This is a genomic window from Catellatospora paridis (assembly GCF_009720365.1).
In the GTDB taxonomy this organism is placed as follows: domain Bacteria; phylum Actinomycetota; class Actinomycetes; order Mycobacteriales; family Micromonosporaceae; genus Catellatospora; species Catellatospora paridis.
The window spans coordinates 195150-220389 of the sequence record NZ_ML769323.1 but is presented as its reverse complement, the minus strand read 5'-3'; the positions used below and the strand labels follow the sequence as shown (position 1 = coordinate 220389).

28 protein-coding genes and 2 tRNA genes are annotated in these 25240 nt (G+C 71.0%); 8 read left to right on the top strand and 22 right to left on the bottom strand.

The genetic code is table 11. The features are described 5' to 3' along the window. Positions 1 to 263 precede the first annotated feature (263 nt). A complete protein-coding gene (locus F9C41_RS27085) occupies positions 264 to 1106 on the top strand; it encodes a GNAT family N-acetyltransferase (protein ID WP_155389655.1) in 843 nt (280 codons plus the stop codon). Here the strand turns inward: F9C41_RS27085 and F9C41_RS27080 are convergent. Together F9C41_RS27080 and F9C41_RS27075 are read right to left on the bottom strand one after the other, a co-directional pair. Continuing rightward, positions 1103 to 2281, bottom strand: coding sequence for an MFS transporter (locus F9C41_RS27080; protein ID WP_155389654.1), 1179 nt, complete (start codon positions 2279 to 2281; stop codon positions 1103 to 1105). The genes F9C41_RS27085 and F9C41_RS27080 overlap by 4 nt on opposite strands. A gap of 208 nt (positions 2282 to 2489) precedes the next feature. After that, complete coding sequence (locus tag F9C41_RS27075; RefSeq protein ID WP_155389653.1) at positions 2490 to 3338, bottom strand: DMT family transporter; 849 nt, start codon at positions 3336 to 3338, stop codon at positions 2490 to 2492. A 41-nt stretch (positions 3339 to 3379) separates the two neighbouring features. On the opposite strand from F9C41_RS27075, the gene F9C41_RS27070 reads away from it, so the two are divergent. Then, positions 3380 to 4060: a helix-turn-helix domain-containing protein gene (locus F9C41_RS27070; RefSeq protein ID WP_230690046.1), complete on the top strand. Its 681-nt coding sequence runs from the start codon at positions 3380 to 3382 to the stop codon at positions 4058 to 4060. Between the two features lie 54 nt (positions 4061 to 4114). Here F9C41_RS27070 and clpX read toward each other — a convergent pair whose 3' ends face one another. The 4 genes from clpX to tig form a co-directional block, all read right to left on the bottom strand. Next, positions 4115 to 5407, bottom strand: coding sequence for an ATP-dependent Clp protease ATP-binding subunit ClpX (gene clpX, locus F9C41_RS27065; protein WP_155389652.1), 1293 nt, complete (start codon positions 5405 to 5407; stop codon positions 4115 to 4117). Between the two features lie 200 nt (positions 5408 to 5607). Next, a complete protein-coding gene (locus F9C41_RS27060) occupies positions 5608 to 6261 on the bottom strand; it encodes an ATP-dependent Clp protease proteolytic subunit (RefSeq protein WP_155369939.1) in 654 nt (217 codons plus the stop codon). A 12-nt stretch (positions 6262 to 6273) separates the two neighbouring features. Beyond that, entirely contained in the window at positions 6274 to 6885 is a 612-nt protein-coding gene (locus tag F9C41_RS27055; RefSeq protein ID WP_120316546.1) for an ATP-dependent Clp protease proteolytic subunit, read from the bottom strand. A gap of 157 nt (positions 6886 to 7042) precedes the next feature. Continuing rightward, positions 7043 to 8410, bottom strand: coding sequence for a trigger factor (gene tig / locus F9C41_RS27050; protein WP_155389651.1), 1368 nt, complete (start codon positions 8408 to 8410; stop codon positions 7043 to 7045). A gap of 246 nt (positions 8411 to 8656) precedes the next feature. On the opposite strand from tig, the gene F9C41_RS27045 reads away from it, so the two are divergent. From F9C41_RS27045 to F9C41_RS27030, 4 genes are all read left to right on the top strand, one after another. Then, the gene (locus tag F9C41_RS27045) at positions 8657 to 8956 is read left to right on the top strand and encodes a hypothetical protein (protein WP_155389650.1); all 300 of its coding nucleotides are present in this window, start codon (positions 8657 to 8659) and stop codon (positions 8954 to 8956) included. A gap of 290 nt (positions 8957 to 9246) precedes the next feature. Further along, a tRNA-Pro gene (locus F9C41_RS27040) sits at positions 9247 to 9323 on the top strand. A 65-nt stretch (positions 9324 to 9388) separates the two neighbouring features. Continuing rightward, positions 9389 to 9462, top strand: a tRNA-Gly gene (locus F9C41_RS27035). 90 nt (positions 9463 to 9552) lie between these two features. Next, entirely contained in the window at positions 9553 to 10662 is a 1110-nt protein-coding gene (locus F9C41_RS27030) for an acyltransferase (protein WP_196279968.1), read from the top strand. Positions 10663 to 10674: 12 nt separating this feature from the next. On the opposite strand, the gene F9C41_RS27025 is transcribed toward F9C41_RS27030, so the two are convergent. Next, the gene (locus tag F9C41_RS27025; RefSeq protein WP_155389648.1) at positions 10675 to 11265 is read right to left on the bottom strand and encodes a hypothetical protein; all 591 of its coding nucleotides are present in this window, start codon (positions 11263 to 11265) and stop codon (positions 10675 to 10677) included. A gap of 171 nt (positions 11266 to 11436) precedes the next feature. Then, positions 11437 to 12012, bottom strand: a complete 576-nt coding sequence (locus tag F9C41_RS27020) for a hypothetical protein (RefSeq protein ID WP_155389647.1) — start codon at positions 12010 to 12012, stop codon at positions 11437 to 11439. A gap of 79 nt (positions 12013 to 12091) precedes the next feature. Here F9C41_RS27020 and F9C41_RS27015 point away from each other — a divergent pair, with 79 nt between their 5' ends. After that, complete coding sequence (locus F9C41_RS27015) at positions 12092 to 12322, top strand: hypothetical protein (protein ID WP_155389646.1); 231 nt, start codon at positions 12092 to 12094, stop codon at positions 12320 to 12322. A gap of 36 nt (positions 12323 to 12358) precedes the next feature. Here F9C41_RS27015 and F9C41_RS27010 read toward each other — a convergent pair whose 3' ends face one another. The 4 genes from F9C41_RS27010 to F9C41_RS26995 all read right to left on the bottom strand — a co-directional run bounded on the left by F9C41_RS27010 (position 12359) and on the right by F9C41_RS26995 (position 15141). After that, a complete protein-coding gene (locus F9C41_RS27010; protein WP_155389645.1) occupies positions 12359 to 12829 on the bottom strand; it encodes a ribose-5-phosphate isomerase in 471 nt (156 codons plus the stop codon). 62 nt (positions 12830 to 12891) lie between these two features. After that, positions 12892 to 14085, bottom strand: coding sequence for a DUF1015 family protein (locus F9C41_RS27005; RefSeq protein WP_155389644.1), 1194 nt, complete (start codon positions 14083 to 14085; stop codon positions 12892 to 12894). 146 nt (positions 14086 to 14231) lie between these two features. After that, entirely contained in the window at positions 14232 to 14438 is a 207-nt protein-coding gene (locus F9C41_RS27000) for a hypothetical protein (protein ID WP_155389643.1), read from the bottom strand. Positions 14439 to 14541: 103 nt separating this feature from the next. Then, positions 14542 to 15141 carry a mycothiol-dependent nitroreductase Rv2466c family protein gene (locus F9C41_RS26995; RefSeq protein WP_230690045.1) on the bottom strand — a complete coding sequence of 200 codons (600 nt, stop codon included), beginning with the start codon at positions 15139 to 15141 and terminating at the stop codon, positions 14542 to 14544. A gap of 212 nt (positions 15142 to 15353) precedes the next feature. Between F9C41_RS26995 and pepN the strand changes: the two genes are divergently transcribed. Continuing rightward, positions 15354 to 17903 carry an aminopeptidase N gene (gene pepN / locus F9C41_RS26990; RefSeq protein WP_155389641.1) on the top strand — a complete coding sequence of 850 codons (2550 nt, stop codon included), beginning with the start codon at positions 15354 to 15356 and terminating at the stop codon, positions 17901 to 17903. A 66-nt stretch (positions 17904 to 17969) separates the two neighbouring features. Here the strand turns inward: pepN and F9C41_RS26985 are convergent, their stop codons facing one another. The 10 genes from F9C41_RS26985 to F9C41_RS26940 all read right to left on the bottom strand — a co-directional run bounded on the left by F9C41_RS26985 (position 17970) and on the right by F9C41_RS26940 (position 25219). Then, positions 17970 to 18377 (bottom strand): DUF5130 family protein, encoded by a 408-nt coding sequence (locus F9C41_RS26985; protein WP_155389640.1) that lies wholly within the window; start codon positions 18375 to 18377, stop codon positions 17970 to 17972. Continuing rightward, a complete protein-coding gene (ctaJ, locus tag F9C41_RS26980) occupies positions 18364 to 18651 on the bottom strand; it encodes an aa3-type cytochrome oxidase subunit CtaJ (protein WP_155389639.1) in 288 nt (95 codons plus the stop codon). The genes F9C41_RS26985 and ctaJ overlap by 14 nt, the downstream gene beginning before the upstream one ends. 89 nt (positions 18652 to 18740) lie before the next feature. Further along, positions 18741 to 19481: an alpha/beta hydrolase gene (locus tag F9C41_RS26975; RefSeq protein ID WP_155389638.1), complete on the bottom strand. Its 741-nt coding sequence runs from the start codon at positions 19479 to 19481 to the stop codon at positions 18741 to 18743. Positions 19482 to 19503: 22 nt separating this feature from the next. After that, positions 19504 to 20511, bottom strand: coding sequence for an amidohydrolase family protein (locus F9C41_RS26970; RefSeq protein ID WP_196279975.1), 1008 nt, complete (start codon positions 20509 to 20511; stop codon positions 19504 to 19506). Next, the gene (locus F9C41_RS26965; RefSeq protein ID WP_155389636.1) at positions 20508 to 21029 is read right to left on the bottom strand and encodes a 3-hydroxyanthranilate 3,4-dioxygenase; all 522 of its coding nucleotides are present in this window, start codon (positions 21027 to 21029) and stop codon (positions 20508 to 20510) included. The genes F9C41_RS26970 and F9C41_RS26965 overlap by 4 nt, the downstream gene beginning before the upstream one ends. After that, on the bottom strand, positions 21026 to 21451 hold the full coding sequence (locus F9C41_RS26960; RefSeq protein WP_155389635.1) for a RidA family protein: 426 nt from the start codon (positions 21449 to 21451) through the stop codon (positions 21026 to 21028). Before F9C41_RS26960 ends, F9C41_RS26965 begins: the two co-directional genes overlap by 4 nt. 103 nt (positions 21452 to 21554) lie before the next feature. Then, positions 21555 to 22268 (bottom strand): 2-keto-4-pentenoate hydratase, encoded by a 714-nt coding sequence (locus tag F9C41_RS26955; RefSeq protein WP_155389682.1) that lies wholly within the window; start codon positions 22266 to 22268, stop codon positions 21555 to 21557. An 11-nt stretch (positions 22269 to 22279) separates the two neighbouring features. Then, positions 22280 to 23359 carry a 4-hydroxy-2-oxovalerate aldolase gene (gene dmpG / locus F9C41_RS26950; RefSeq protein ID WP_155389634.1) on the bottom strand — a complete coding sequence of 360 codons (1080 nt, stop codon included), beginning with the start codon at positions 23357 to 23359 and terminating at the stop codon, positions 22280 to 22282. Beyond that, a complete protein-coding gene (locus F9C41_RS26945; protein WP_155389681.1) occupies positions 23356 to 24276 on the bottom strand; it encodes an acetaldehyde dehydrogenase (acetylating) in 921 nt (306 codons plus the stop codon). Before F9C41_RS26945 ends, dmpG begins: the two co-directional genes overlap by 4 nt. A gap of 145 nt (positions 24277 to 24421) precedes the next feature. After that, entirely contained in the window at positions 24422 to 25219 is a 798-nt protein-coding gene (locus F9C41_RS26940; protein ID WP_155389680.1) for a 2-keto-4-pentenoate hydratase, read from the bottom strand. Positions 25220 to 25240 lie beyond the last annotated feature (21 nt).

The following is a 25240-nucleotide window of genomic DNA, read 5'->3' as shown; positions in this document are numbered from 1 at the left end:
ACCGGTTTCGCGGCCCCCTAACCGGGGTCCACACCACTCCGAGCGGCCAAGCGATCCGGCCTCCACCCGAGCTCTTCAGCCCCGGTGTTTTTGTCCGTTCCTCGCTGGCAGAGAGAACATTACGCGGACCCCCGACCAGGATGCAAATCGGGGTCGGTTGTCCCCGGTCACATCATCACCGCCCGCCTATCTTAGCTGTTCACCCCGGATCGATGTCGGGAAAGGAGTGTTCCGGCGTGCACCGTGGAGGCAGAATCTGACCCGTGAGGGTGACCGCGGACACAGCGCTGGACGAGTACGCCCCCGCGGTGATGCCCTGGCTGCGGCGCGCACCGGTCCGCAACAACCAGCTGCTGACGCTGCTGCAGTCCCGGATGGACGGCATCGTCGTGCCCGAATCGGACCTGCTCATGCTGCGGGTGCTCACCGACGCAGGCACCCTGGCGGGCGTCGCGGTGTGCCCGCCGCCCTTCGCCATGCTGCTGAGCGAGCTGGTCGAGGGAGCCGAGCCGGCGCTGGCCGATCATCTCGTCGCGCACGCGCCTCAGGTGCGGCGGTTCACCGGCCTGCCGGACCAGGCGCAGCGGCTCGCGGCCGAGGTCGCCGAGCGCACCGGCGGCACACCCGCGCTGCTGGCGTCGTACCGCATGTTCGACGTCGTGCGGGTGGTTCCGCCGTCCCGGGTGGCCGGACGGCCCCGCGAGGCCGCGGCCTCGGACCGCGATCTGCTGGTGGCCTGGTCCGCGGCGTTCCAGCGGGAGGCGCTGGCGGATCACCCGCACTCGAACCCGGCCGGCCCGATCGACGGTCGGCTCGCCCTGGGCGGGCTGCTCTGGGTATGGGAGGCCGGGGGCGAGCCGGTCAGCATGGCCGCGATGACCGCGCCCGCCGCGGGCGTCGTACGCCTCAATCTGGTCTACACCCCGCCGCGCCGGCGCCGGAACGGCTATGCCGGCGCCCTCGTCGCCGCGGTCAGCGGGGCCGTGTTGACCGCGGGACTGCGCCCGACCCTGTTCACCGACCTCGCCAACCCGACCAGCAACAAGATCTACCAAGCGATCGGGTACCGGCCGGTGCAGGACACCGCGATGTGGGAGGCCGGCTAGGCCGACGCGCCGGCCGGGACCGGCTCGCGGTGGGCGATCTCGGCCGCTCGCAGCCGGCCCGCGGCCAGCGCGACGATCGCGATGAGGCCCGTCACCAGGCCGAACGAGAACGGCAGTGAGGTGGCGTGGGCGATCCCGCCCATCAGCCCCGGCGCGGCCAGCCCTGCGCCATAGGAGACCGTCGCCACTCCGGCGATGGCGTGCGCGGGATGGTCGCCGGTGTGCCCGGCGGCGCTGAACGCCAGCGGCACCACCACCGCGCAGCCCAGACCGATCATGCCGAAACCGAGCACGCCGACCAGCGGCGTCCACGCGGTGACGACCAGCAGACCCCCGAAGATGCCCACCACCCCGGCCACCCGCACCGTGCCGACCACCCCGAAGCGGCGGACCACCGCGTCGCCCACGAGCCGGCCGCCGGCCATGGCGAGCGCGAAGCAGCTGTACGCCACCGCGGCCTGCCCCTCGCTGGCCTCCAGGATCTGACGCAGGTAGACGGCGCACCAGTCGGCGGTGGCCCCCTCGGCGAAGACGGCGCAGAAGCCGACCAGCCCGATGATCAGCACGGGCCCTCGCGGCAGCGAGAACCGCGGCCCGTCCTCGGCTGCCGGCATCGGCGCGTTCGGCAGCAGCCAGTGCCCGGCGGTGACGCCCACCACGGCGAGCACCACGCCCATCACCCCGAGGTTCACCGGAGCGCTGATGTGCAGATATGCCGCCCCGGCCCCGATGCCGGAGCCGATCAGGCCGCCGACCGACCACATGCCGTGCAGGCTGGACATGATCGAGCGGCCGAGCCGCTGCTCGACCTCGACGCCTTCGGCGTTCATGGCGATGTCGGAGGTGCCGGCGGTCATCCCGGCGAGCAGCAGCATGCCCATCAGCGCCCACTGGCTGGGCGCGAGCGCGAGCACGCCGATGGCGAGGCTCCAGGCCGCGATGAGGACCCTGGTGGCGGTGCGCCCGCCCCAGCGCTGTACCAGGCGCCCGGTGAACGGCATGGTGCTCAGCGAACCAACCGCGGGCATGATCAGCGCCAGGCCGAGCGAGCCCTCGTTGAGGTGCAGGTGCTCGGCGATCCACGGGATGCGGGCGGCGAAGCTGCCGCTGGCCGCACCGTGCACCGCGAATACCGTCGCCACCGCCCAGCGCGCCCGCGTCACCACCGAAGTCACAGCTGGACCTTACGTGTCGCGCTCGCGCGGAACCATGAGTGATTCCACTGGCTTCGGCATCTGTCCCGCATGTCGGACTGTCCCGGCGAAGACGCCACGGTGCGGGGGCTCACGGCGCGGGGGCTCACGGCGCGGGGCACGGCGCGGACGCTGCGGAGGGGCGCTGCCAGGCTCAGGACGTAGCCGGCGCGGGCCCCCCGGCATCGGTTCAGAGCGCCGCGAGGACCAGCGCGGTCGCGGCCATGCCTAGACCCGCGAACTGCACGGGCCTGAGCCGCTCCTTGTTCACGGCGAGCGCCAGCAGCACGGTGCTCGCCGGGTAGAGCGAGGCGATCGGCGCGACGATGCTCAGCTGCCCCTGGTGGGCGGCCAGCAGGTAGAGGCCGTTGGCCGCGATGTCGAGGGCGCCCGCCACCGCGGTGAGCGCCAGCACCGTTCCGCGCAGCCGCAGGGTGCCGCCCATCGGACGCAGCAGGAGCAGGCCCACCGGGATGGATGCGAACCGGGCGGCGGCCAGCGGCCACATGCCGGCGCTCTCCCCCGCCTGCGCCAGCAGCAGGAAGAAGATCCCGAACATGGCCCCGGCGGACAGGGCGAGCCCGATCACCCGGGGCCCGGTCGCGTTCGCTCCTGCGGTGGGGCCGAGGCTGACCAGCGCGATCGCCCCGATGGCGCAGACCGCCCCGATCAGCGAGGCGGCGGCCGGCCGCTCGCCGAGCAGGAGCCCGCCGGTCATCGGCACGAGGGCGGAGGTGACGGCCGTGACGGGGGCCACGACGGCCATCGCGCCGCTCGCCAGCCCTTGGTACAGCAGGACAATCCCGAAAAGTCCGGCAATCCCGGCAGCCGCTCCCCATCCCAGCGCCGACACGCCGAGCCGACCCGGGACCAACAGGAGGAAAGCTGCGATCATCGGTATCGCGCACAACTGCGATACCACGGTCACCGAGTACGAATGGCCACGCACGCTCGCGGCACCCTGTACGGCCTTGCCACCGCAGAAGTCGGCGGTGCCCCAGACCAGGGCGGACGTGCCCGCAAGCAGGATAGAGATCACGACGAGTTCGTATCACAGTATTGACCGCAAAGGACAGCGTGTTGACCGATACGACGATCGAACGGGCCCGATCCACCGAGCGCGGCGACGGTTCGCACGCTCCCCGGCCCCGGCATCTGCCCCTCGAGGAGATCAACGCCGCGGTCGCGCTGCACGTGCGCGCGCTGCGGGCCGGCCGCGGCTGGTCCCTGGACGAACTGTCCGGCCGGTCCGGGGTCAGCAAGGGCATGCTGGTCCAGATCGAGGGCAGCCGCACCAATCCCAGCGTCGGCACCCTGGCCCGCATCGCGGACGCCTTCGGTGTCACCGTGGCCCGCCTGCTCCAGCCCGCCGCCGACCGGACCGTGCATCTCAGCGAGATGGACGACGCTCCCGTGCTCTGGCGCGGCGGACGCGGCGGCACGGGACGGCTGCTGCGCGGCCTGAGCGATCCGGACTTCGTGGAGCTGTGGGACTGGCGCTTCGCCCCGCAGGAACGCTACGAGGCCGAGGAACTGCTGCCCGGCACCCGGTGCATGGTGCACGTGCTGGTCGGGCAGATCGTGGTCACCGTCGACGGCGTCGAGCACCTGGTGCACGTCGGGCAGACCCTGGACTTCCGCGCCGACCGGGCGCACACGGTCCGCAACGCGCTGGACTCGCCCGCCCGGCTCGTCATGATCGTGGCGATGCCGCCCGGCGACTTCGACCGCCGCCGCGGTTCGCTCATCGCCCAGCGCTGACCGGCTACGACGAAAGCGCCGCCCCGAGCTGCGGGACGGCGCTTCTTCGCGTGGTCAGGCGGTCTTCTCCTCGCGGTGGTGACGCGCCCGGCGGCCGGTGCTGAGGTCGCGCCGCGGCACGATGGTCGGGTAGACCTTCTCCAGCACGGTGTCGCGGGTGATCAGCACGCGCTCGGCGTTCGGGTCGCTGGGCACCTCGTACATCACGGAGAGCAGGACCTCTTCCATGATCGCCCGCAGGCCGCGGGCGCCGGTGTTGCGCAGCATGGCCTGGTCGGCGATCGCCCCCAGGGCCTCCTCGTCGAAGTCCAGCACCACGTTGTCGAGCTCGAACAGGCGCTGATACTGCTTCACCAGGGCGTTGCGGGGCTCGGTCAGGATCTTGACAAGCGCCTCGCGGTCGAGGCTGCGCACCGTGGTGATGACGGGCAGGCGGCCGATGAACTCCGGGATGATGCCGAACTTCAGCATGTCCTCCGGCATGACCTTGGCCAGCACCTCGTCGTTGGTGCGGTCGGAGACCGCCCGCAGGTGCGCGCCGAAGCCCAGGCCCGAGCGCGCGGTGCGCTGCTCGATGATCTGCTCCAGGCCGGCGAACGCGCCACCGCAGATGAACAGGATGTTCGTGGTGTCGATCTCGACGAAGTCCTGTTGCGGGTGCTTGCGGCCGCCCTGCGGCGGCACGTTGGCCCGGGTGCCTTCCAGGATCTTCAGCAGCGCCTGCTGCACGCCCTCACCGGAGACGTCACGGGTGATCGAGGGGCTGTCGGACTTGCGGGCGATCTTGTCGATCTCGTCGATGTAGACGATGCCGGTCTCGGCGCGCTTGATGTCCCAGTCGGCGGCCTGAATGAGCTTGAGGAGGATGTTCTCGACATCCTCACCCACGTAGCCGGCCTCGGTCAGCGCGGTCGCGTCGGCTATCGCGAACGGGACGTTGAGCATGCGGGCCAGGGTCTGCGCGAGGTGCGTCTTGCCGGTGCCGGTCGGGCCGATGAGCAGGATGTTGCTCTTCGCCAACTCGACAGCCTCACCGCCACGGGTCTGCGCCGCGTCGGCCTGCAGCCGCTTGTAGTGGTTGTAGACCGCGACCGCGATGGCCTTCTTGGCGCCGTCCTGGCCCACCACGTATGAGTCGAGGAACTGGCAGATCTCCATCGGCTTGGGCAGCTCTTCCCAGCGGACCTGCTCCTCGCCGGCGAGCTCCTCTTCGATGATCTCGTTGCAGAGATCGATGCACTCATCGCAGATGTAGACGCCGGGTCCGGCGATGAGTTTCTTCACCTGTCGCTGCGACTTGCCACAGAAGGAGCATTTCAGCAGGTCGCCGCCGTCGATCCGTGCCACCTACGACTCCCCCTGCCCCTGAAGCGGACGAACGTCGTGCCGCACGAGACGGCCCGACATCGGTTCTGCCTTGACGTTACCTGTTGTGAGGCGGTTTGCGGCGTCCCCACCCCGCCAACCGATGAACCAGATTCTGACACGCGACTCCGACACCGCGGTGGTGCCGTCCACCTGTTGGGGTGAACGGCACCGAGCGATGCTCAGCGAGCGCCCGCCATGAGGCTCTTCTTGCGGCTCGTCATCACGGAGTCGACCAGGCCGTAGTCCAGCGCCTCGGCGGCCGTGAGGATCTTGTCACGGTCGATGTCCTTCTTGACCTGCGCCAGGTCCTTGCCGGAGTGACGCGACAGCATCTCCTCCAGCTGGGTGCGCATCCGCATGATCTCCCGAGCCTGGATCTCGATGTCCGAGCCCTGCCCGTAGCCGCCCTCGGTGGCCGGCTGGTGGATGATGATGCGCGAGTTCGGCAGCGCCAGGCGCTTGCCCGGCGTGCCCGCCGCCAGCAGCACTGCCGCCGCACTGGCCGCCTGGCCCAGGCACACCGTCTGGATGTCGGGACGCACGAACTGCATGGTGTCGTAGATCGCGGTCATCGCCGTGAACGAGCCACCGGGCGAGTTGATGTACATGGTGATGTCACGGTCCGGGTCGGCTGCCTCCAGCACCAGCAGCTGCGCCATCACGTCGTTGGCGGACGCGTCGTCGACCTGCACACCCAGGAAGATGATGCGGTCCTCGAACATCTTGTTGTACGGGTTGGTCTCCTTCGTCCCGTACGACGTGCGCTCGATGAACGACGGGATGATGTAACGGTTGCTGACCTCGGCGAAGCTCGGCTTCAGGTTTGGAAACATCGTTTAGCTCCTTCAGTTCCCGACCGGCACGGCCTGCGCCGAGGTGATGACGTGGTCGATGAAGCCGTACTCCTTGGCCGCCTCCGCGTTGAACCAGCGGTCGCGGTCGCTGTCCGCCTCGATCTGCGCCACCGGCTGGCCGGTGTGCTGGGCGATCAAGTCGATCATCAGCTTCTTGGTGTAGATCATCTGCTCGGCCTGGATGGCGATGTCGGCCGCGGTGCCGCCGATGCCACCGGAGGCCTGGTGCATCATGATCCGCGCGTGCGGCAGCGCGGACCGCTTGCCCTTGGCGCCCGCGCACAGCAGCATCTGCCCCATCGAGGCCGCCATGCCCAGCGCGATCGTCGCCACGTCGTTCTTGATGTACTGCATGGTGTCGTAGATCGCCATGCCGTCGTACACCGAGCCGCCGGGCGAGTTGATGTACAGGTAGATGTCGCGGTCCGGGTCCTCGGCGGACAGCAGCAGCAGCTGCGCGCAGATCCGGTTGGCGACCTGGGTGTTCACGTCACTGCCCAGGAAGACGATGCGCTCCTTGAGCAGGCGGTTGTACACAGAATCGTCGAGGCCGCCGGCGATCGGATCGGAACCCCGCGCAGATGGAACGTGCAGCTCGCTCATATCGGCAGCCTTTCTCGTTGTCCTACAGCGACCCTAACCGCTGCCACTGACCGCAGCTTCCCCGAGATCGGCGTGTTCGCTGTCAGCGCACCCCGCCCCGGCATGAACGGCGAAGGACCCGCCCACGGTGGTGAACGGGTCCTTCGCGATCAACATGTCAGTGGTTGTGACCCTCGTGGTCACCGTGGTCGTGGCCCTCGTGGCCGTTGTCCTCGCGCAGCGAGTCCAGGCTCAGCACCTCGCCGTCGGTGTCGGTCATAACGACCCGCTCCATGACCAGCGCCAGCGCCTTGCCCCGGCGCACGTCGCCGTAGACGGCGGCCGCGGCGCCCTGCTGGACCAGGCGGTCGTAGTACACCTGCGGCGCGACACCGGCACGCTGGGCGCGGTGCACGATCTCGTGACCGTACTCGTCGTCGGAGACCTCGACGTTCTCCGACTCGGCGATGGTGTCCAGCACCAGCTGGATCTTCACGCCCTCGGCGGCCGCCTCGGCGAGCTCGGTGTCGATCTGCTCCTCGGTCTTCTCCTCGGCGGCGAGGTACTCCTCGAGGCTCGCGCCCATCCGCTCGAGCTGCTCGACCATGGCCGCCTTGCGCTGCTCGACCTCGTCGGAGACGACACCCTCCGGCGCCGGCACGTTGGCCTGCTTCACCAGCTCGGAGAGCGCCTTGTCACGGGCGGCGTACAGCTGCTCGACCTTCTTCACCCGGGTGATCCGCTCGCGCAGGTCGCCGCGCAGCTCCTCCAGGGTGTCGAACTCGCTGGCCAGGCCGGCGAAGTCGTCGTCGAGCTCGGGGAGCTCCTTCTCCTTGACCGTGCGCACGGTCACCTTCACGTCGGCGTCGCGGCCGGCGAACTCGCCGCCCACGAGCTGGCTGGTGAAGGTCGCCTCCTCGCCGGCGGACAGGCCGACGATGGCCTCGTCGAGGCCCTTGAGGAGCTGGCCGGAGCCGAGCTCGTGGGAGATGTTGCTGGCGGTGCCGCCCTCGACCTCCGCGCCGTCGACCGTGGCGATCAGGTCGAGCTGCACGTAGTCACCGGTGGCGGCGGCGCGCTCGACCGTCTTCAGGGTCGCGAAGCGCTGGCGCAGGCCGTCGACCTGCTCGTCGATCTCGGCGTCGGCGATGGCCAGCGGCTCGACCTCGACCTTGATGGCGCTCAGCTCGGGCATGGTCAGCTCGGGGCGCACGTCGACCTCGGCGGTGAACTTCAGCGGCTGGCCGTCGGAGAACTCGAGGTTGTCCACGGCCGGACGGCCCAGCAGCTTGACCTCGTGCTCGCGCACGGCGGCGAAGATCTGCTGCGGGATGGCCTCCTCGATCGCCTCCTGCAGCACCGCGCCGCGGCCCACTCGCGCGTCGATGACCTGGGCCGGGATCTTGCCCTTGCGGAAGCCGGGGATGTTCACCTGCGCCGCGATCTCCCGGTACGCCTTCTTCAGGCTCGGCTCGAGCTCTGCGAACGGCACCTCGATGGCGAGCCGCACTCGCGTCGGGCTCAGAGTCTCGACGGTGCTCTTCACTGGCGTACTCCTTGGGATCTTTCGGTCGTTTTGACGGGCCTTCGCACTGTACTGCTCGGCCACGCCGCGTCATGAGGCCGGTCCGACACGCGGACAGCGAAGCCCGGTCGAGTGTAGGCGAATACCTGGCTACCCCCTGGCATCGGGCCGTGGTTCTCGGCGGATGTCACACATCCCGGGCGCGGCACCACCATAATATCCAGCAAAGCAGACAAACTGGGCGGGTTGTCCGGGGAGGAGACCGCCGTGCCACCGTTCGATGCGTCAGCCCTGCTGGCCACCTTGCTCGCCGACGTCGGCGGGCCGCTGATGGGCTTGGCCTCCGCCGCGTACGCGACTCCGCTCGCCGGGCCGCTGCCGGTCTGGGCCGCGCCGGCCGCCGGCAAGGAACTGGCGCTCGCGGGCGCGGCGTTCTTCGCGGTGCTCACCGTGGCGCTGACGGTATGGCTGCACAAGAAGATCAGGCCGGAACGGCTCACCCCCGCCAACGCGCATCTGATCCACACCGACGGGCCCTCGCAGCCCGGTGGAGCCCCATCCGCCTGATCGAACAAAGCCCCACCGGGGGTCCCGGGCCACCGCCGGCGCCTCCCCCGCCTCACCGTGGGCGCCGATCCAGGAGCGTCACACCGGCTCGGACGAACGAACCCCGGCGCACTCCTGGACCGGCGAGCGAGGGGGCGAATCGTCTCCCCGTCCCTGGCTCCACCATAGATGGCAGAGGGGTCGCCAGGGGGCAAATGCCGAAAATCATTCATAACGGGACACGGTTATATGGGTGTGCGACCAGGTGCGAAGACCGCATACACTTCCGGGGGCGCCGGTCACCGGCGCAACGGGGTGTAGCGCAGCTTGGTAGCGCACTCGCTTTGGGAGCGAGGGGCCGTCGGTTCGAATCCGGCCACCCCGACCAGCCACGGTCCGGCACGTCGACCTCGCCGACGGGCCGCGCTGACGGGCCGCTAAACTAGGGGCCGCGCGGGCGTAGCTCAATGGTAGAGCTTCAGTCTTCCAAACTGACTACGCGAGTTCGATTCTCGTCGCCCGCTCCACTGATGACGGCCCAGGTAATCGGCACCCTTGCCGAACCTGGGCCGTCGTCGTCGTGCCGGACAGCCGCGCATCGCGTATCGTCCCTGGCCGTGACCACCACCCCCACCCGGACCGAACCCGCGGCCGAGCACCCCGCGCCCGGTCCGACCACCGCCGACCGCGCCGGCCGCGACCACGGACTCGATGTTCTTCGGATCCTGGCGATCTGTTCCGTCGTCGCCATCCACGTGTTCGGCTCGTCGATCCGCAACGAGCCGAAGCGCTCGACCGAGTGGTGGCTCGCCGTGGCCATCGATCTGGGCTCGAGCTGGGCGGTTCCGGTGTTCGTCATGATCAGCGGCGCGCTGCTGCTGAACCCCAAGGTCCACGCGGCCGGTCCGGCGGCCTTCTACCGCCGCCGGTTCCTGCGCATCGTCCCGGCGATCGTGGCCTGGCACGTGATCTACCTCGTCGTGGTCCTGGGCCTGCTGCAGAACGGCGTGAACCTCACCGGCCCCAAGCTGGGCCAGCTGGTCATCGACGCCAACATCGTGGTGGCGTTCTACTTCCTGTGGCTGATCGCCGGCCTGTACCTGATCGCGCCGGTGCTGGCGGCGTTCCTGGGGGACGACGAGCGGCGCGCCAAGATCTTCGCGGCAGTGGCGCTCGCCTGGACCATGGCGGTCTACACCATGCCGAGGATGTCGGCGCTGCTCGGCAACTCACGGCCGATCTCGCTGGGCATGCTGACCTACTGGTGGCCCTTCGTCGGCTACTTCGCGGCGGGCTGGGCGCTGCGCAACACCGTGCTGAGCCGGCGGGCCACGGTGCTGGCCGCCGTCGGCGCGCTGGCGCTGCTGGCGGAGATCGCCTGGCAGTTCGGCCACACGCAGTACCGCCTGCTGCACGTGCTCCTGCCGGCGCACAACCTCGGCACGGTCTGCGCGGTCGCCTCGATCCTGGTCTTCCTGGTCGGCATCGCGGTGTTCCGCCGCATCACGCTGCCGGAGCGGGTCCGGCGCTGGATCGTCCGGCTGTCCGACGCCTCCTTCGGCGTGTTCCTGGTCCACCTGCTGGTGCTGGCCTTCACCGTGCGGCTCGTCCCGAACGCGACGGCCTCGCTGTCGACGGTGGCCCTCACCTTCGCGATCGTCCTGCCGGCCTCGTTCGGCATCTCGCTGGTGCTGGCCCGGATCCCCTACCTGCGCGCCATCGTCTGAGCGCGGACCTCGTCAGGCGTTGCAGAGGCGCCGGTGGGAGTACTCGTCGGCAGTCGTGTTGCAGCGGTAGGGCGAGCCGAGGATCTGGCGCAGGTGCTCGGTGAGCGGGATCAGTTCGAGGACGCCGGGGGCGAAGACCCGCACCCGGTAGCCGTCGCCGACGCGGGGCAGGCCTTCGAGGCTGTCCGGCACGACCGTGGCGCCGTCGTCATCGGTGTAGCGGAACCCGGTGTAGAGCAGGTGCGGCGCGCCCGGGCTCAGGTCCACCTTGAAGGTCGCTTCGGCCGTGCATCGGACCGGGACGGAGATGCCGCGGCACGGGCCGAGCTGGATGCGTTCGGTGGCCGTGCCGTCCGGCTTGATGGTCAGCTCGGCGCCGTGCACCCGCCAGGTGCCGACGAACGGCGCGAGGCCGGGGATGGCCGCGGGCGTGGAGGCGGGCGTGCCACTGGGCGTCACCGGGGCGGCCACCTGCGGCGGAGTGGCGGCCGTGCCCGCGGTCGCGGTGGCGACAGGGTCGGCGAGCAGACCGTGGCCGAGCGCGATGCCACCGCCCACCAGGACGACCCCCAGCGCGGCGGCCAACGGATACCGGAGCCTCACGCCACCCTCCCCCGCGTTCGGTCGAGCTGGTTCACCCTAGTTCATCCCGATTCGCGACATCCCACAAACGCGAAGATCGCCGTTTCCGGTCGGAATCTGCGGTCGGGCCACAGATCTTGACCGGAAACGGCGATCTTCAAACAGCGCGGAGCGGAGTGGAACGGGGTCGGGTCAGCGGACGCCGCGCAGGAAGTTCCAGGCGTCCACGACCCAGCCGATCGAGCTCAGGTAGGAGCCGCCGGCGACGACCAGGTAGAGGCCGATCACGGCGTGGGACAGCCAGGCGCTGCGCCGGGTCCGGCCCATGACCTTCTCCAGCACGACTCCGCCGACGAGGCGGCACAGCGCGAACAGGCCGACCCCGACCAGGATGATGAGGAACAGCGCCAGGGTGAGCCCGGCGCGATCGCTGTCCGCGCCCGCCGAGGCGGCCCACAGCCCCCAGGACACCAGCAGGAAGATCGCGCCGGCCACGCTCCAGCGGCCGCCCGCCTTCAGCTGCCGCATCCGCACGCCGAACGGCACGTCGGGGCGCTTGAGGTGGCCCGACGTGACGATCTGCCCCGGGGCGAGCGTCGGCTCGAAGGAGACCGTGTGCTCCACCTGGCGCTGGGCGGGCACCGCTGCCACACCCGTCTTGAAGTCCTTCTGGCCCGGCGTGGGCTGCTGGGTCTGCAACGCCTCGGTCGGGATCTCCTGCGTACGGTCGAAGCGCAGTTCCTGCGTCGGATCGGTCCCCTCAGTCACGCCGCACATGCTAGCCGCCGCGCACGACACCGCCAGTCGAGTATCGCGGCCGCCCGGGCCGACCGACTAGCCTGGCGGGATGCAGGAATACGAGCGTCGTAGGCATCGTGGCCGCTCCGACGACGATGACGACCACGACCTCGAGCGTGGCCTGCGGGGCCTGATCGGGCCCGGGGCGTCGCAGATCAGCCTGTCCGCGGCGCTGCGGGCGCGCGACGCCGCCCGGCCCACGGCCGAAGACCTGGCCCGCGCCGAGGCCGAGCTGGAGATCGTCCGCCGTGGTTGGGTGCCGCGGGATCCGCTGCGCTGACGCCGCCGGAATCAGCCGAGAACAGTCGGAGATCCGTCAGTTCGGCAGGGGCGGCAGCTCGCCGGTCTTCTCGTAGACGGCGACCTCATCGATGCGCCGCGCGTGCCGCTCGGCCTGCGAGAACGGGGTGCTGAGGAACGCCTCCACGATCGCGGTCGCCTCCTCCAGCGAGTGCTGGCGGGCGCCGATGCCGACGACGTTGGCGTCGTTGTGCTGCCGGGACAGGGTGGCCGTGTCGATGTTCCAGGCCAGCGCGGCGCGTACGCCCGCGATCTTGTTGGCGGCGATCTGCTCGCCGTTGCCGGAACCGCCGATCACCACGCCCAGGCTGCCCGGATCCGCGACCACCCGGTGCCCGGCGTGCAGGCAGAACGTGGGGTAGTCGTCCTCGGCGTCATAGGCGTGCGCGCCGACGTCGACCACGTCGTATCCCTTGGCCTGCAGCTCGCTGACCAGGTGGGCCTTCAGTTCGAAACCGGCGTGGTCCGCCGCAAGATAAACGCGCATGGTCAAAGTCTGCCAGCCGGGCGCCCGGACGCTTGCGCGACCCGGGCACCCGGCCGGGTGTGTCACGGAAGCTGGGCGACGACCAGGCCGGCGCGGGCCTTGGGGGTGAACCAGGTGCTCTTGCGCGGCATCTTCTGGCGGGCGAGGTTCACCTTGACGAAGTCGTCCACGGTCACCGGCGCGATGAGCACCGCGAGCGCGGCCCGGCCGGCGTCGACCTCACCGGCCAGCCAGGAGGCCGGGTAGTCGCCGCCGACGTAGGTGATCCGCTTGTCGCCGGGCTCGGTGTCCAGCGCCTCACCGAACAGCACCCGCTCCACCAGGGCGTGGTCGAGGTTGTCCACCACGGTGCCGGCGGCGTCGCGCGGCAGGGTCACCGCGTAGGACCGGCCGGCCGCGTACAGGTGCACGACACCGCCGGCGGCCGGCACCGTCGGGGTGCCCTCGCCGACCTGCGCGCCGGCCTTCTCCAGCCGGGTCAGCAGCTCCTCGACGGTGATGTCGAGCTTGTGCACCAGGCGGTTGTAGGGCTGGATCGCCACCGAGTCCGGCGTGGTCACCACGGCCAGGAAGCGCGCGAAGCCGCCGGTCTGGGCGGCCAGGCTGCGGTGGTTTCCGTCGGCGACGACCAGGTCGCCGCCGCCGGCCAGGGCGCGCAGCGCGTCCGCCTGCGGGCCCGGGGGCAGCGGCCAGATCGCGTGGGTACGCCCCGACGGGTCCACGTCGGTCGCGGCCGGCTCGCCCGCGTGGGCGACCGCCTCGGCCAGCGCCGCGTGCAGCTCCGCGCCGCGGCCGGTCTGCAGCAGCAGCACCGGCGACAGCAGGTGGCCCAGCGCCTGGGCGAGCGCCACCCGCTCGCGCACCTTCTCCAGGAAGACGTCCTCGTTGCGGATGACCAGGCCCGGCTCGTCGGCGCTGGTCGAGATCTGGTCGGTGTCGACCATGCACCAGAGCCCGTACGCGGCCGAGCCGTCCGGGGCGGTGATCGCGTAGAGCACGACCACGTCCTGCGCGGCGGCATAGGCCCCGGCGTCCTTGGCCTGCGCCAGCCGCGCCACCGCGTCGGGCAGCGCGTCCGCGAAGGACTTGCCCAGGCTGTCCGGCGCCCGGTGCGGCATCTCGACGGCGAGCGCGCTACGCGGGTTGGCGGTGATGATCTCGGTGATCTCGGCGTCGTCGGCGAACTCGTCGTAGTTCTGCGCGCCGGTGGCTCCCGTGGTGAGCCAGGCCGTGTGGATCGGGTGTACGACTGTCACGGCTGCTCACGCTACCGCCGTCCACCGGCTGGGACGGTGTGGCCCCGCGCGGCGGCGGGCGGCGTGGCGTGGCCGGCACCGGGAGTCCGGACAGCGCGACGCCCGCACGGCGCCGGGCCGTGCGGGCGGTCGTCAAAGGGTCGCGCTCAGCGGCGCGGGCTGACCAGGAAGCCGGCGGGCGACGCACCGACCAGGACCGGCTCGGCGAGGAACGCGGCGATCTCGGCGGGCAGATTCGGCTGCCAGGTCGCCCACCTGCTCTCCTCGACGCTGAGGTACGAGGCGCCCAGGCTGTCCGCGACGGCCTGGGCCGGTGCGTCCAGGCGCCAGGGGTCCGCGGCGACGTCCGCCATGTCTGTTCTCCCGACTCGTCGGTGAAACGGTGAAGTGGTCCATCTCACCAACGAGCGGGCGGGCGGAAAGGACAGCCCTGCGTGGTCGGCCGGTCGGCCGGGTTCAGTCGAAGATCGGACCGAGGTCGCGGCTGCGCTTGAGCTCGTAGAAGCCGGGGGTCCCGGCCACCAGCAGCACGCCGTCCCAGAGCCGTCCGGCGGCCTCGCCCTTGGGCGCGGGCGTCACCACGGGGCCGAAGAACGCGATGCGCTCCCCGTCCGGGCCGGGCGCGTGGATCACCGGGGTGCCCACGTCGGTGCCAACCGGCTTCATGCCCGCGTTGTGGCTCTCCACCAGCAGGTCGTCGTGCACGGTCTCGGCGGCGGCCGCGGCCAGCGCGGGGTCGAGCCCGGCGTCGGTGAGGGCGGCCGCGTACAGCTCCGGGCCAAGCTCCTGCTTGCCCAGGTGGATGCGGGTGCCCAGCGCGGTGTAGAGGTCGCGCAGCACGTGGTCGCCGTACTTGCGGGCGGCGGCGATGCACACCCGCACCGGGCCCCAGCCCTTCGCCATCAGTTCCTGGTACTGCTCGGGCAGGTCGCGGCCCTGGTTGAGCACGGACAGGCTCATCACATGGAAGTCCACCGTCACCGGGCGGACCTTCTCGACCTCCAGCAGCCAGCGCGAGGTCATCCAGGCCCAGGGGCAGAGCGGGTCGAACCACATGCCAACCGAGGAGGGAGTTTCACTAACAGGGGTCATGTGGTGAATCATGACGCGGCGGTTTCACTCCGGCGCGTGACCTTAGCCACGCCCCTGGGACACAATGTGAAACAGTTACTTCGCGCCCTCACCCGGGACGTGATGAAAGACTGCTCTGGGCAGCGACACTGCCCTACATGCTGCTCACGACCGCAGCCGACAGGAGTTAACACGCCGTGACCGGTACGCGCAATCTCTCCCAGGCCGAGGCCGCCGACAGGGCCCGGCTGCTGGACGTCAACTCGTACGACGTCTCGCTGGACCTCACCGACGGGGCCGGCAACCCCGGCGACGGCACCTTCCGCAGCGTGACGACGGTGAAGTTCACCGCCGCGACGCCCGGCGCGGGCACCTTCATCGAGGTCGCCGCCAGCAAGATCGGTCGGGCCGAGCTGAACGGCGTGGCGCTGGACACCAGCGCCTGGACGGCCGAGACCGGACTGGTGCTGCCGCAGCTGGCCGAGCAGAACACGCTCGTGGTCGAGGCGGACTTCCCGTTCTCGCAGCAGGGTCAGGGCCTGCACCGCGCGGTCGACCCCGCGGACAAAGAGGTCTACCTCTACAGCCAGTTCGAGACCGCGGACGCCCAGAAGGTCTTCGCCTGCTTCGACCAGCCCGACCTGAAGTCGGTCTACACCTGGCACGCCGTGGTGCCCAAGCACTGGAAGGTCGTCTCCAACGCGCCGGTCGCGTCGGTCACCACCGAGGGCTTCGGCAAGACCGTCCACTTCGAGCAGTCGGCCCGGATGTCGACCTACATCACCGCGCTGTGCGCCGGGCCGTACCACGAGGTGCGGACCACGCACGACGGCGTCGACCTGGGCGTGTTCTGCCGCGCGTCGATGGCCGAGCACCTCGAGGCCGACGAGCTGTTCGAGATCACCAAGCAGGGCTTCGACTTCTTCCAGGCCAAGTTCGGCGTGCGCTACCCGCTGCCCAAGTACGACCAGCTGTGGGTGCCCGAGTTCAACGCGGGCGCGATGGAGAACTTCGGCTGCGTCACCCACGCCGACGCCTCCTACGTCTTCCGCAGCGAGGTCACCGACTACGAGCGCGAGCAGCGCGCCAACACGATCCTGCACGAGCTGGCCCACATGTGGTTCGGCGACCTGGTCACCATGCGCTGGTGGGACGACCTGTGGCTGAACGAGTCGTTCGCCGAGTGGGCCTCGCACTGGTGCAACGCCGAGGCGACCCGCTTCTCCGACGCCTGGACCACGTTCCTGTCGGTGCGCAAGAACTGGGGCTACGGCCAGGACCAGCTGTCCAGCACGCACCCGGTCTACTGCGAGATGCCCGACGTGGACGCGGTCGAGGTCAACTTCGACGGCATCACGTACGCCAAGGGCGCCAGCGTGATCAAGCAGCTCGTGGCGTACGTCGGCATCGACGCGTTCGTCACCGGCCTGCGCTCCTACTTCAAGCAGCACGCCTGGGGCAACGCCACCTTCGGCGACCTGCTCGCGGCGCTGGAGGCGGCCTCCGGCCGCGAGCTGCGCGGGTTCGCCAAGGCCTGGCTGGAGACCGCTCAGGTCAACACGCTGCGCCCGCTCGTGGAGATCGCCAAGGACGGCACCTACCGGCAGGTGACGGTGCTGCAGACCGCGCCGGAGAGCCACCCGACGCTGCGCCCGCACCACCTCGCCGTCGGCCTGTACGACCTCGTCGACGGCAGCCTGGTGCGCCGCGAGCGCATCGAGACCGACGTCGCGGGCGCGGAGACGGTGCTCGCGGAGCTGGCCGGCAAGAAGGCCGCCGACGTGCTGCTGCTCAATGACGACGACCTCACCTACACCAAGCTGCGCCTGGACGAGCGCTCGCTGGCGACCGTGGTCGCCAACCTGAGCGGCTTCGACTCCTCGCTGGCCCGCGCGCTGTGCTGGGCCGCCGCGTGGGACATGGTCCGCGACGCGGAGCTGCCCGCCCGCGACTACGTCGCCCTGGTCACCAACGCGCTGCCCGGTGAGCGCGACATCAACCTGGTCACCCCCACGCTGCGCCAGGTCCAGCTGGTGCTCACCCAGTACGCCGACCCGGCCTGGGCGCCGGCGGGCTGGGCGAAGCTGGCCGACACCGCCAAGGCCGCGCTGGCCGTCGCCGAGCCCGGCAGCGGCTTCCAGCTCGCCTGGACGCGTGCCTTCATCAGCGCCGCCCGCGGCAGCGCCGACCTGGCCACGCTGCAGGGCTGGCTGACCGGCACCGGGGTGCCGCAGGGCATCACCATCGCCGGTGAGCTGCGCTGGCAGCTGGTGCAGTGCCTGGTCGCCAACGGCGGCGTCGACCCGGCGGTCATCCAGGCCGAGCACGACGCCGACCGCACCGCGTCCGGCGACATCGGCGCCGCTCTCGCGTACGCGCTGATCCCGACGCCGGACAACAAGGCCGCGGTGTGGGCCGAGCTGACCGGCCCGACGGCGCTGCCCAACTGGCGCAACCGGGCGCTGATCCAGGGCTTCCAGCACCCCGCCCAGGCGGAGCTGACCGCGCCGTACACGCCGCGCTTCTTCGCCGACGTGGCGGGCGTGTGGGCGGCCCGCGACAGCGAGCCGGCCCAGGAGTTCGTGGTGCTGGCCTACCCGGTGCTCGACGTGTCGCCGCAGACCGTGTCGGCGGCCGAGGCCTGGCTGGCGGAGGAGGGCCACCCGGCCCCGCTGCGCCGCCTCATGGCCGAGGGCAACGACCGGGTGGTGCGCGCCCTCAAGGCCCGCGCCAAGGACGCCGCCTAGTCCTGAGCAGGTATGCGCAAGGGCCGGACGCGATGCGTCCGGCCCTTCGCGTATCCGGCCGTCAGGTCACAGGGAGTGCTTGCCGGCCAGGCCGGTGAGCTGGGCGAGGCCGCTGACGAGGCCGCCGGCCAGGTCGCCCCCGCCGAACGAGGCCGCCATGGACAGCGCGGCCAGCTTGCAGTCGCGGTCCGACAGGCGCTTGCGGGCCTGTGACCCGGTCACGATCTCCAGCTGGCGCTGGCCCGGGGCGACGGCGATGAGCACCGACTGCGCCGGGTTGGCCAGCCGGGCGTGCAGCAGCTCGGCGCCCTCGCGCACCGGCTCGCCGACCTCGCCGACGTAGACGCTGAAGGTCAGGCCGCTGTTCTCGTCGGCCTTGCGCAGCGCGTCGTCGAGCCGCAGCAGCTGACGGGTCGTGAACGGCCCGTCGAGCACCGCCGTGCTGGACACGGCGTAGTGGTCACCAGCGGTCACTTGCGCCCCCTGTCACGTCCACGACCGGCGTGATGTCGCCGGCCGCGGTCAGCTCCGCGCGCGCGGCCGCATCGAGCGCCGCGTGCTGCGCCTCCGGGCCGTCCGATTCGGGCCGGGCGAGGAACCACACCGGCGCGAAATCGTACGGCCGACCGGGCCGGTACCGCTTGGCGTTGCGGCCACCGGCCGCATAGACCAGTGCAAAGATGATCCCGATCACCGCGAGCGGGATGCCTGCGTAGATCAGTAGATCAGATAGATCTGGCGTGGACACCGTGAAGCCCCCCGGCTCGAGTCCTGATTAACGTCTCAACGCTAGCGGAGAGGACGCGGCCACCTGCTCAGGGGTGGTCGCGTGCCGTCTCAGTCACCCAGCCGCGACAGCTCGGCGAGCACCGTGCGCCAGGCCGCCGACAGCGGGTCGATGACCGCGTAGTGGGCCGCGCCGGGCACCGCGACGAGCCGGCTGCCCGGCTGCGCTACGGCGTACGCCTCGGCCAGCGTGATCGGCACGATCGCGTCCTGCACGCCGTGGACCAGCACCGTCGGGCTGGTCGGGGCTGGCAGCCGGACCGGGTCGAGATCCCCGCGGGTCGATGCGTCCGCGCCCAGGAAATCGACGACCGCCCCGCCGTCGAGGCCGAGTCGCTGGGCCAGCCGGAGGTCCGCCACCGGCCCCAGGGCCAGCGTGCCGACCTGCTGGGGGGCCGGCGCGGCGATCGCCGCCCACAGCACCAGGTGCCCGCCGGCCGAGTGCCCGACCGTGATCACCCGTCCGTCGTGTCCGCCCAGCTCACCCGGCATGACGGCGAGCGCCTCGGCGACGTCGCGCACGGTGGCGTCCGGATCGCCGGGCACGCGGCGGTACTCGATCGACGCCACCGTCCAGCCCGCGTCGCGGATGGCGGCGGCCATCGGACGGGTGTGGGCACGGTCATACTCCGGCCGCCAGAATCCGCCGTGCACGATCACGACCAGCGGCCGGACCGCGGCGCGGGCGTCGCCACGCCAGGCGTCGGCGACCTGCTCGGGCCGCGGACCGTAGCGCAGGGCGAGATCCGGCGCGGTCGCCTGCCGGGTGAGCACCGAACGGTCCTCGGTCATGCCTGCTCCTTGCCGCGCTCGGTCATGCCGCCCTGCCCAGGAACGTCAGGGCGTTGCCGCCGAGCAGCTTGGCGCGCTGGCCGTCGGTGAGGAAGTCGGACTTGCGCACCACCGCGCCGACCGGGCGCTCGCCCAGCGGGTACGGGTAGTCGCTGCCGAGCAGCACCCGGTCCTCCCCCATCGTGTCCACCAGCAGCCGCAGCGCGGCCGGGTCGAACACCACGGTGTCCACCGAGAAGCGGTGCGTGTACTCGCTCGGCGGCAGCGCGGACTGCCCGCGTACCACGTCGCCGCGCCGGTGCCAGGCGTTGTCGGCCCGGCCCAGCCAGAACGGGAAGCTGCCGCCGCCGTGCGCGAAGCACAGCCGCAGCGTCTCCGGGACCTGGTCGAACACCCCGCCGAGGATCATCGACAGCACCGAAAGGTGGGTCTCGGCGGGCATGCCGGTGAGCCAGCGGGCCATCCACCGGTCGAGGCGCGGCCCGGTCGGCATGTCCCACGGGTGTACGAACACCGGCGCCCCGACCTGCGCGCAGTGCTGCAGGAACTGGACGATGCCGGCGTCGTCGAGGTCGCGGTCGCCGACGTGGTTGCCGATCTCGACGCCGACGTGCCCGTTGGCCAGGCTGCGGTCGAGTTCGGCACAGGCCAGGTCCGGGTCCTGCAGCGGCACCTGGCAGAACGGCACCAGCCGGTCTCCCCCGTCCGCGCAGACCTGCAGGGCCAGGTCGTTGAAGATCCGGGCCACTTTCATGGCCTGCTCGGCCGGGCGTTCGTACGAGAAGAACACCGGGGTGGGCGAGACGACCTGGATGTCCACCCCGTCGTCGGCCATGTCCCCGAGCCGGGTCGGCGCGTCCCAGCACTGCGCGCCGATCGGCCGGAACTCGGTGTCCCCGATCATGATCATCGCGGCGCGCTCGGAGTCCACCCGCAGCCAGGGCCAGCCGTCGCCGCCGCACTCGCCCGACAGCTCCGGCCAGCCCATCGGCACGACGTGGGTGTGCACGTCGACTACGGGCGACATCAGCCCTTGCCCGGGTGCAGGGTGCCGCACTTGCCGCAGGTCCGGGCCTGCTCGCTGTCGTAGAACGCGGTGAACACGGGCGGCAGGTCGGCGACGATGTCGCGCACCCGCAGCTCCACCTCGTGCACGATGTTCGCGCAGTTCGGGCAGTACCACCGGAACTTCTCCAGCGTGCCCTCCTCGCGGACCCGCTCCATGACCAGGCCGATCGAGCCGGCCTCGCGCTGCGGCGAGTGCGGGGTGAGCCGGGGCAGCATCCACATGTGCCCCTCGGGCACGGTGATGGTCTGCGGGCCGTCCGGCGTCATCAGGTTGATCCGCAGGGTGCCCTTGATCTGGTAGAAGAACTCCTCGTAGGGGTCCACGTGGAAGTCCGTGCGCTGGTTCGGGCCGCCGACGACCATCACGATGAAATCGTCGCCCGTGGGGAACATCTGCTTGTTGCCGACCGGCGGCTTGAGCAGGTGCTGGTTGTCCTCGATCCAGCCGGGGAAGCTCACCGGCTCGGAAATCTCCGTCACTTCGGTCCTCCTTCAGGCAGCAGTGCGACGGCCTGGATCTCGATCAGCAGGTGCGGGTGCGGCAACTGGTGCACCGCGACCGTGGTGCGGGTGGGTCCGGTGGCGTCGAAGAACTCGCCGTACACCTCGTTGTACCCGCCGAAGTCGTTCATGTTGACCAGATACGTGGTGACCTGCACCAGGTCGGTCAGGTCGGCACCGACCGAGCGCAGGATGTCGCCGATGTTCTCGATCACCGCGCGAGTCTGCTCGCGGATGTCGAGGCTGGTCGTGCCCATTTCATCCACCGACGCACCCGCGATGGTGTTGTCCGGACGCCGGCTCGACGTGCCACTGACGAACGCGAACCCGCCCGCGACCTTCACATGCGGAAACCGCCCGCGCGGCGTCGCCTTGCCCGCCACCACCTTCGCCCCGCTCATGCCCGCCCCTCGCTACCCTCACGCGGCAGTTTCGGGGAAACCGCACGAATCACGGGCTCGATTCCGCCACTTTCCCCGAAACTGCACCGGCCCCCGGCGGAGCTCATCGCGACACCCGCAGGGAGGCGGCGCCGATGCCCTCGACGACGGCGCGCACGTGCCCGCCGGGCGTCAGCGGCACGGCGGCGGTGGCCGCGCCGGCCAGGAAGACCCAGCCGGGTTCCAGGGTGAGGCCGTAGCGGGCGGTCAGGGTGCGGCCCTCGGTCAGCGCACGGCGCGGGTCGCCGAGAATGGCCGCGGTCGAGCCCGCCTGGACCACCTTGCCGTCGACCTCCAGCAGCACGCCGAGGTTGTCCACACCCGCCGGGACGGGCTGCCACGCGCCGACCACGAACGCCGCGCCGGAGGTGTTGTCGGCGACGACGTCGGCGTGCGTGAACTGGAAGTCGGCGTAGCGGGAGTCGATGATCTCCAGGGCCGGGGCGACCGCGGCGATGCCGTGCTCGCCGAGCAGGAACGCGATCTCCGGCTCGATCCGCGGATGGATGAAGCCGTCGAGGCTCAACTGCCCGCCGTCGGGCACGGCCATCGCGTCGGTGAGCCGTCCCCAGATCACCTCGTGTACGCCGACCTGCGCCATCTTGGCCCGGCTGGTCAGCCCCATCTTGATGCCCACCAGCCGCTCGCCCCGGTCGAGGCGGCGCGCGATCAGCGCCTCCTGGACCGCGTACGCCCCGTCGACGTCCAGCTCGTGGCCCAGCGTGAGCTGCGGGATCGCGGTGGCGTCGACCGCCGCGTCGTCCAGCAGCACGGCCATCTCGGAGATGCTCACTGTCCGCTCCTCGCTTCGCTCGTCGCCGACAGGACTGCGGCGCCCGTGATTCCCTCCGCCGCCTGGACCAGGTCCAGGGCCACGTCGACGATCATGTCCTCCTGGCCGCCGACCATGCGGCGGCGTCCCAGCTCGACCAGGATCGAGCGCACGTCCACGCCGTACTTCGCCGAGGCGCGCTCGGCGTGGCGCAGGAAGCTGGAGTAGACGCCCGCGTAGCCCAGCGACAGGGTCTCCCGGTCGACCTGCACCGGCCGGTCCTGCAGCGGCCGCACGATGTCGTCGGCGGCGTCCATCAGCGCGAACACGTCGCAGCCGTGCTGCCAGCCCATCAGTTCCGCGGTGGCCACGAAGACCTCCAGCGGCGCGTTGCCCGCGCCCGCGCCCATGCCGGCCAGGCTCGCGTCGACGCGCACCGGCACGCCGGGACGGTCACCGTGCTCGACGGCGATCACGCTGTTGGCGACGCCGAGCGACAGATTGTGGTGGGCGTGGATGCCGACCTGGGTGGTCTCGTCCAGCACCTGCCGGTAGGCGTCGACCCGCTCGGCGACGTCGCGCATGAGCAGGCGGCCGCCGGAGTCGGTGACGTAGACGCAGTGCGCGCCGTACGACTCCATGAGTTTGGCCTGCTCGGCCAGGCCCGCCGGGTCGTTCATGTGGGACATCATCAGGAAGCCGGCGACGTCCATGCCGTTGTCCCGCGCCCAGCCGATGTGCTGGGCGGAGATGTCGGCCTCGGTGCAGTGCGTGGCGATGCGCACGCTGGTCACCCCGAGGTCGCGGGCGGCCTTCAGGTCGGCGATGGTGCCGATGCCGGGCAGCAGCAGCGTGGTCAGCTTCGACCGGGTCATCACCTCGGCCGCCGCGGCGATCCACTCGGCGTCGGTGGCCGCGCCGTGGCCGTAGTTGACGCTGGAACCGGCCAGGCCGTCGCCGTGCGCCACCTCGATCGCGGCCACCCCGGCCGCGTCCAGGGCCGCCGCGATCTGCCGCACCTGGTCGACGGTGTACCGGTGCCCGATGGCGTGCATGCCGTCGCGCAGGGTCACGTCCTGTACGTAGATCTCCGTCATGCCGCCACCTCCGTCTTGCGCATCTCGACCAGGCGCTCGGCCGTACGCAGCGCCGCCGAGGTCATGATGTCCAGGTTCCCGGCGTACTCGGGCAGGTAGTGCCCCGCCCCGGAGACCTCCAGGAACACCGACACCTGCAGCGCCGGTTCGGCCAGCATCGGCACGCTCACCCGGTCGAACTGCACCTTCTGCTTGAGCCGGTAGCCGGGCACGTAGCCCTGCACCTGCTTGACCATGTCCTCGATCGACGCCTCGATCGCGGCGCGGTCGGCGTCGGCGTCCGCGCACAGGCAGTACACGGTGTCGCGCATGAGCAGCGGCGGCTCGGCCGGGTTCAGCACGATGATCGCCTTGCCACGCGCCGCACCGCCGACGACCTCGATGGCGCGGGCCGTGGTCTCGGTGAACTCGTCGATGTTGGCCCGGGTGCCGGGACCCGCCGAGCGCGACGCGATGGACGCGACGATCTCGCCGTACGCCACCGGCGTCACCGCGTGCACGGCCGCGACGATCGGCACCGTCGCCTGCCCGCCGCAGGTCACCATGTTGACGTTGGACTGGTCCAGGTGCTCGTCCAGGTTGACCGTCGGCACGACGTACGGCCCGATCGCGGCCGGGGTCAGATCGATCACGATCTTGCCGTGCTTACGCAGCACCTCGTCGTTGCGCCGGTGCGCCCCCGCCGACGTGGCGTCGAACACGACCTCCACCTCGGCGAACTCCGCCATCGCCACCAGCCCGTCCACACCTTCGGCGGTGGTCGCCACCCCGAGCCGCGCTGCCCGCGCCAGCCCGTCCGACTCCGGATCGATCCCCACCATCGCCACCATCCGCAGCGACTCCGACAACCGCAACACCTTGATCATCAGGTCGGTCCCGATGTTCCCCGACCCGATCACCGCCACTCCGGCCTTCACCGCACCCACCGCTCTTCCTGGTTGATCATGAACTTATGGCACGGGTCGGCGGCGTGTCGTGACCACAACTTCATGATCGACTGGTCTGCCACGCCGAGCCGCGCCGCGTGCGCCGCCCGGAGGGGAGCTGAAGGAGCCATGTCGGTCAGCCTGCCGTGCCGGAGAAACGGGTGCGCACCGAGCCGAGGCCCGAGATGCGCGCCTCGTAGGCGGCGCCCGGTGTCACCGGGACCATGGGCCCGAGGGCGCCCGAGAGGATCACGTCGCCGGCGCGCAGCGGGGTGCCGGCGGCGGCCATGGTCTGGGCGAGCCAGGCGACGGCGTGCAGGGGGTTGCCGAGGCAGGCCGCGCCCGCGCCGACGGAGACCGGCTCGCCCTCGTGCTCCAGGACCATGCCGCACAGGCGCAGGTCCACGTCCTGCAGCGGCACTGGGCGGTTGCCGAGGACGAACATGGCGCTGGAGGCGTTGTCGGCGACCGTGTCCACGATGGAGATGTCCCAGTTCGCGATGCGCGAGCCGACGATCTCGATGGCGGGCAGCAGGTGGTCGGTCGCGCGGACCACATCGGCCACGGTGACCTGGTCGTACGGCAGGTCCCGGCCCAGCACGAAGGCGACCTCCGCCTCGACCTTGGGCTGCAGGATGCGGGTCACGTCGACCTCGGCCCCGTCGAAGGCGGCCATGTCGGCGAACAGCACCCCGAAGTCGGGCTGGTCGACGCCGAGCTGCCGCTGCACCGCCGGGTTGGTCAGGCCGATCTTCGCGCCGACGATGCGCCGCCCGGCCGCGACGGCCTGCTCGGTCATCGCCCGCTGCACCGCGTACGCCGAGGCCACGTCCCCGACCGGCAGCAGCCGCTCGCGCAGCGGCGCGATCGGGGTGCGGGTCTCCTGCGCCTCGCGCAGCAGCCGCACGGCCTCGTCGACGATCTCCTTGGTCATGCTCACCTCTCGTGTCGTGGC

Bases quoted from the DNA above. Each gene is read 5' to 3' on its own strand.
- F9C41_RS27060 (WP_155369939.1), bottom strand. From the start codon at position 6,261: ATGTTTCCAAACCTGAAGCCGAGCTTCGCCGAGGTCAGCAACCGTTAC.
- F9C41_RS27055 (WP_120316546.1), bottom strand. From the start codon at position 6,885: ATGAGCGAGCTGCACGTTCCATCTGCGCGGGGTTCCGATCCGATCGCC.
- F9C41_RS27015 (WP_155389646.1), top strand. From the start codon at position 12,092: ATGCAGGAATACGAGCGTCGTAGGCATCGTGGCCGCTCCGACGACGAT.
- F9C41_RS27010 (WP_155389645.1), bottom strand. From the start codon at position 12,829: ATGCGCGTTTATCTTGCGGCGGACCACGCCGGTTTCGAACTGAAGGCC.
- F9C41_RS27000 (WP_155389643.1), bottom strand. From the start codon at position 14,438: ATGGCGGACGTCGCCGCGGACCCCTGGCGCCTGGACGCACCGGCCCAG.
- F9C41_RS26995 (WP_230690045.1), bottom strand. From the start codon at position 15,141: ATGTGGTTCGACCCGCTCTGCCCCTGGGCCTGGATGACCTCGCGCTGG.
- F9C41_RS26975 (WP_155389638.1), bottom strand. From the start codon at position 19,481: ATGACCGAGGACCGTTCGGTGCTCACCCGGCAGGCGACCGCGCCGGAT.
- F9C41_RS26960 (WP_155389635.1), bottom strand. From the start codon at position 21,451: ATGAGCGGGGCGAAGGTGGTGGCGGGCAAGGCGACGCCGCGCGGGCGG.
- F9C41_RS26955 (WP_155389682.1), bottom strand. From the start codon at position 22,268: ATGGCCGTGCTGCTGGACGACGCGGCGGTCGACGCCACCGCGATCCCG.
- dmpG (WP_155389634.1), bottom strand. From the start codon at position 23,359: ATGACGGAGATCTACGTACAGGACGTGACCCTGCGCGACGGCATGCAC.
- F9C41_RS26940 (WP_155389680.1), bottom strand. From the start codon at position 25,219: ATGACCAAGGAGATCGTCGACGAGGCCGTGCGGCTGCTGCGCGAGGCG.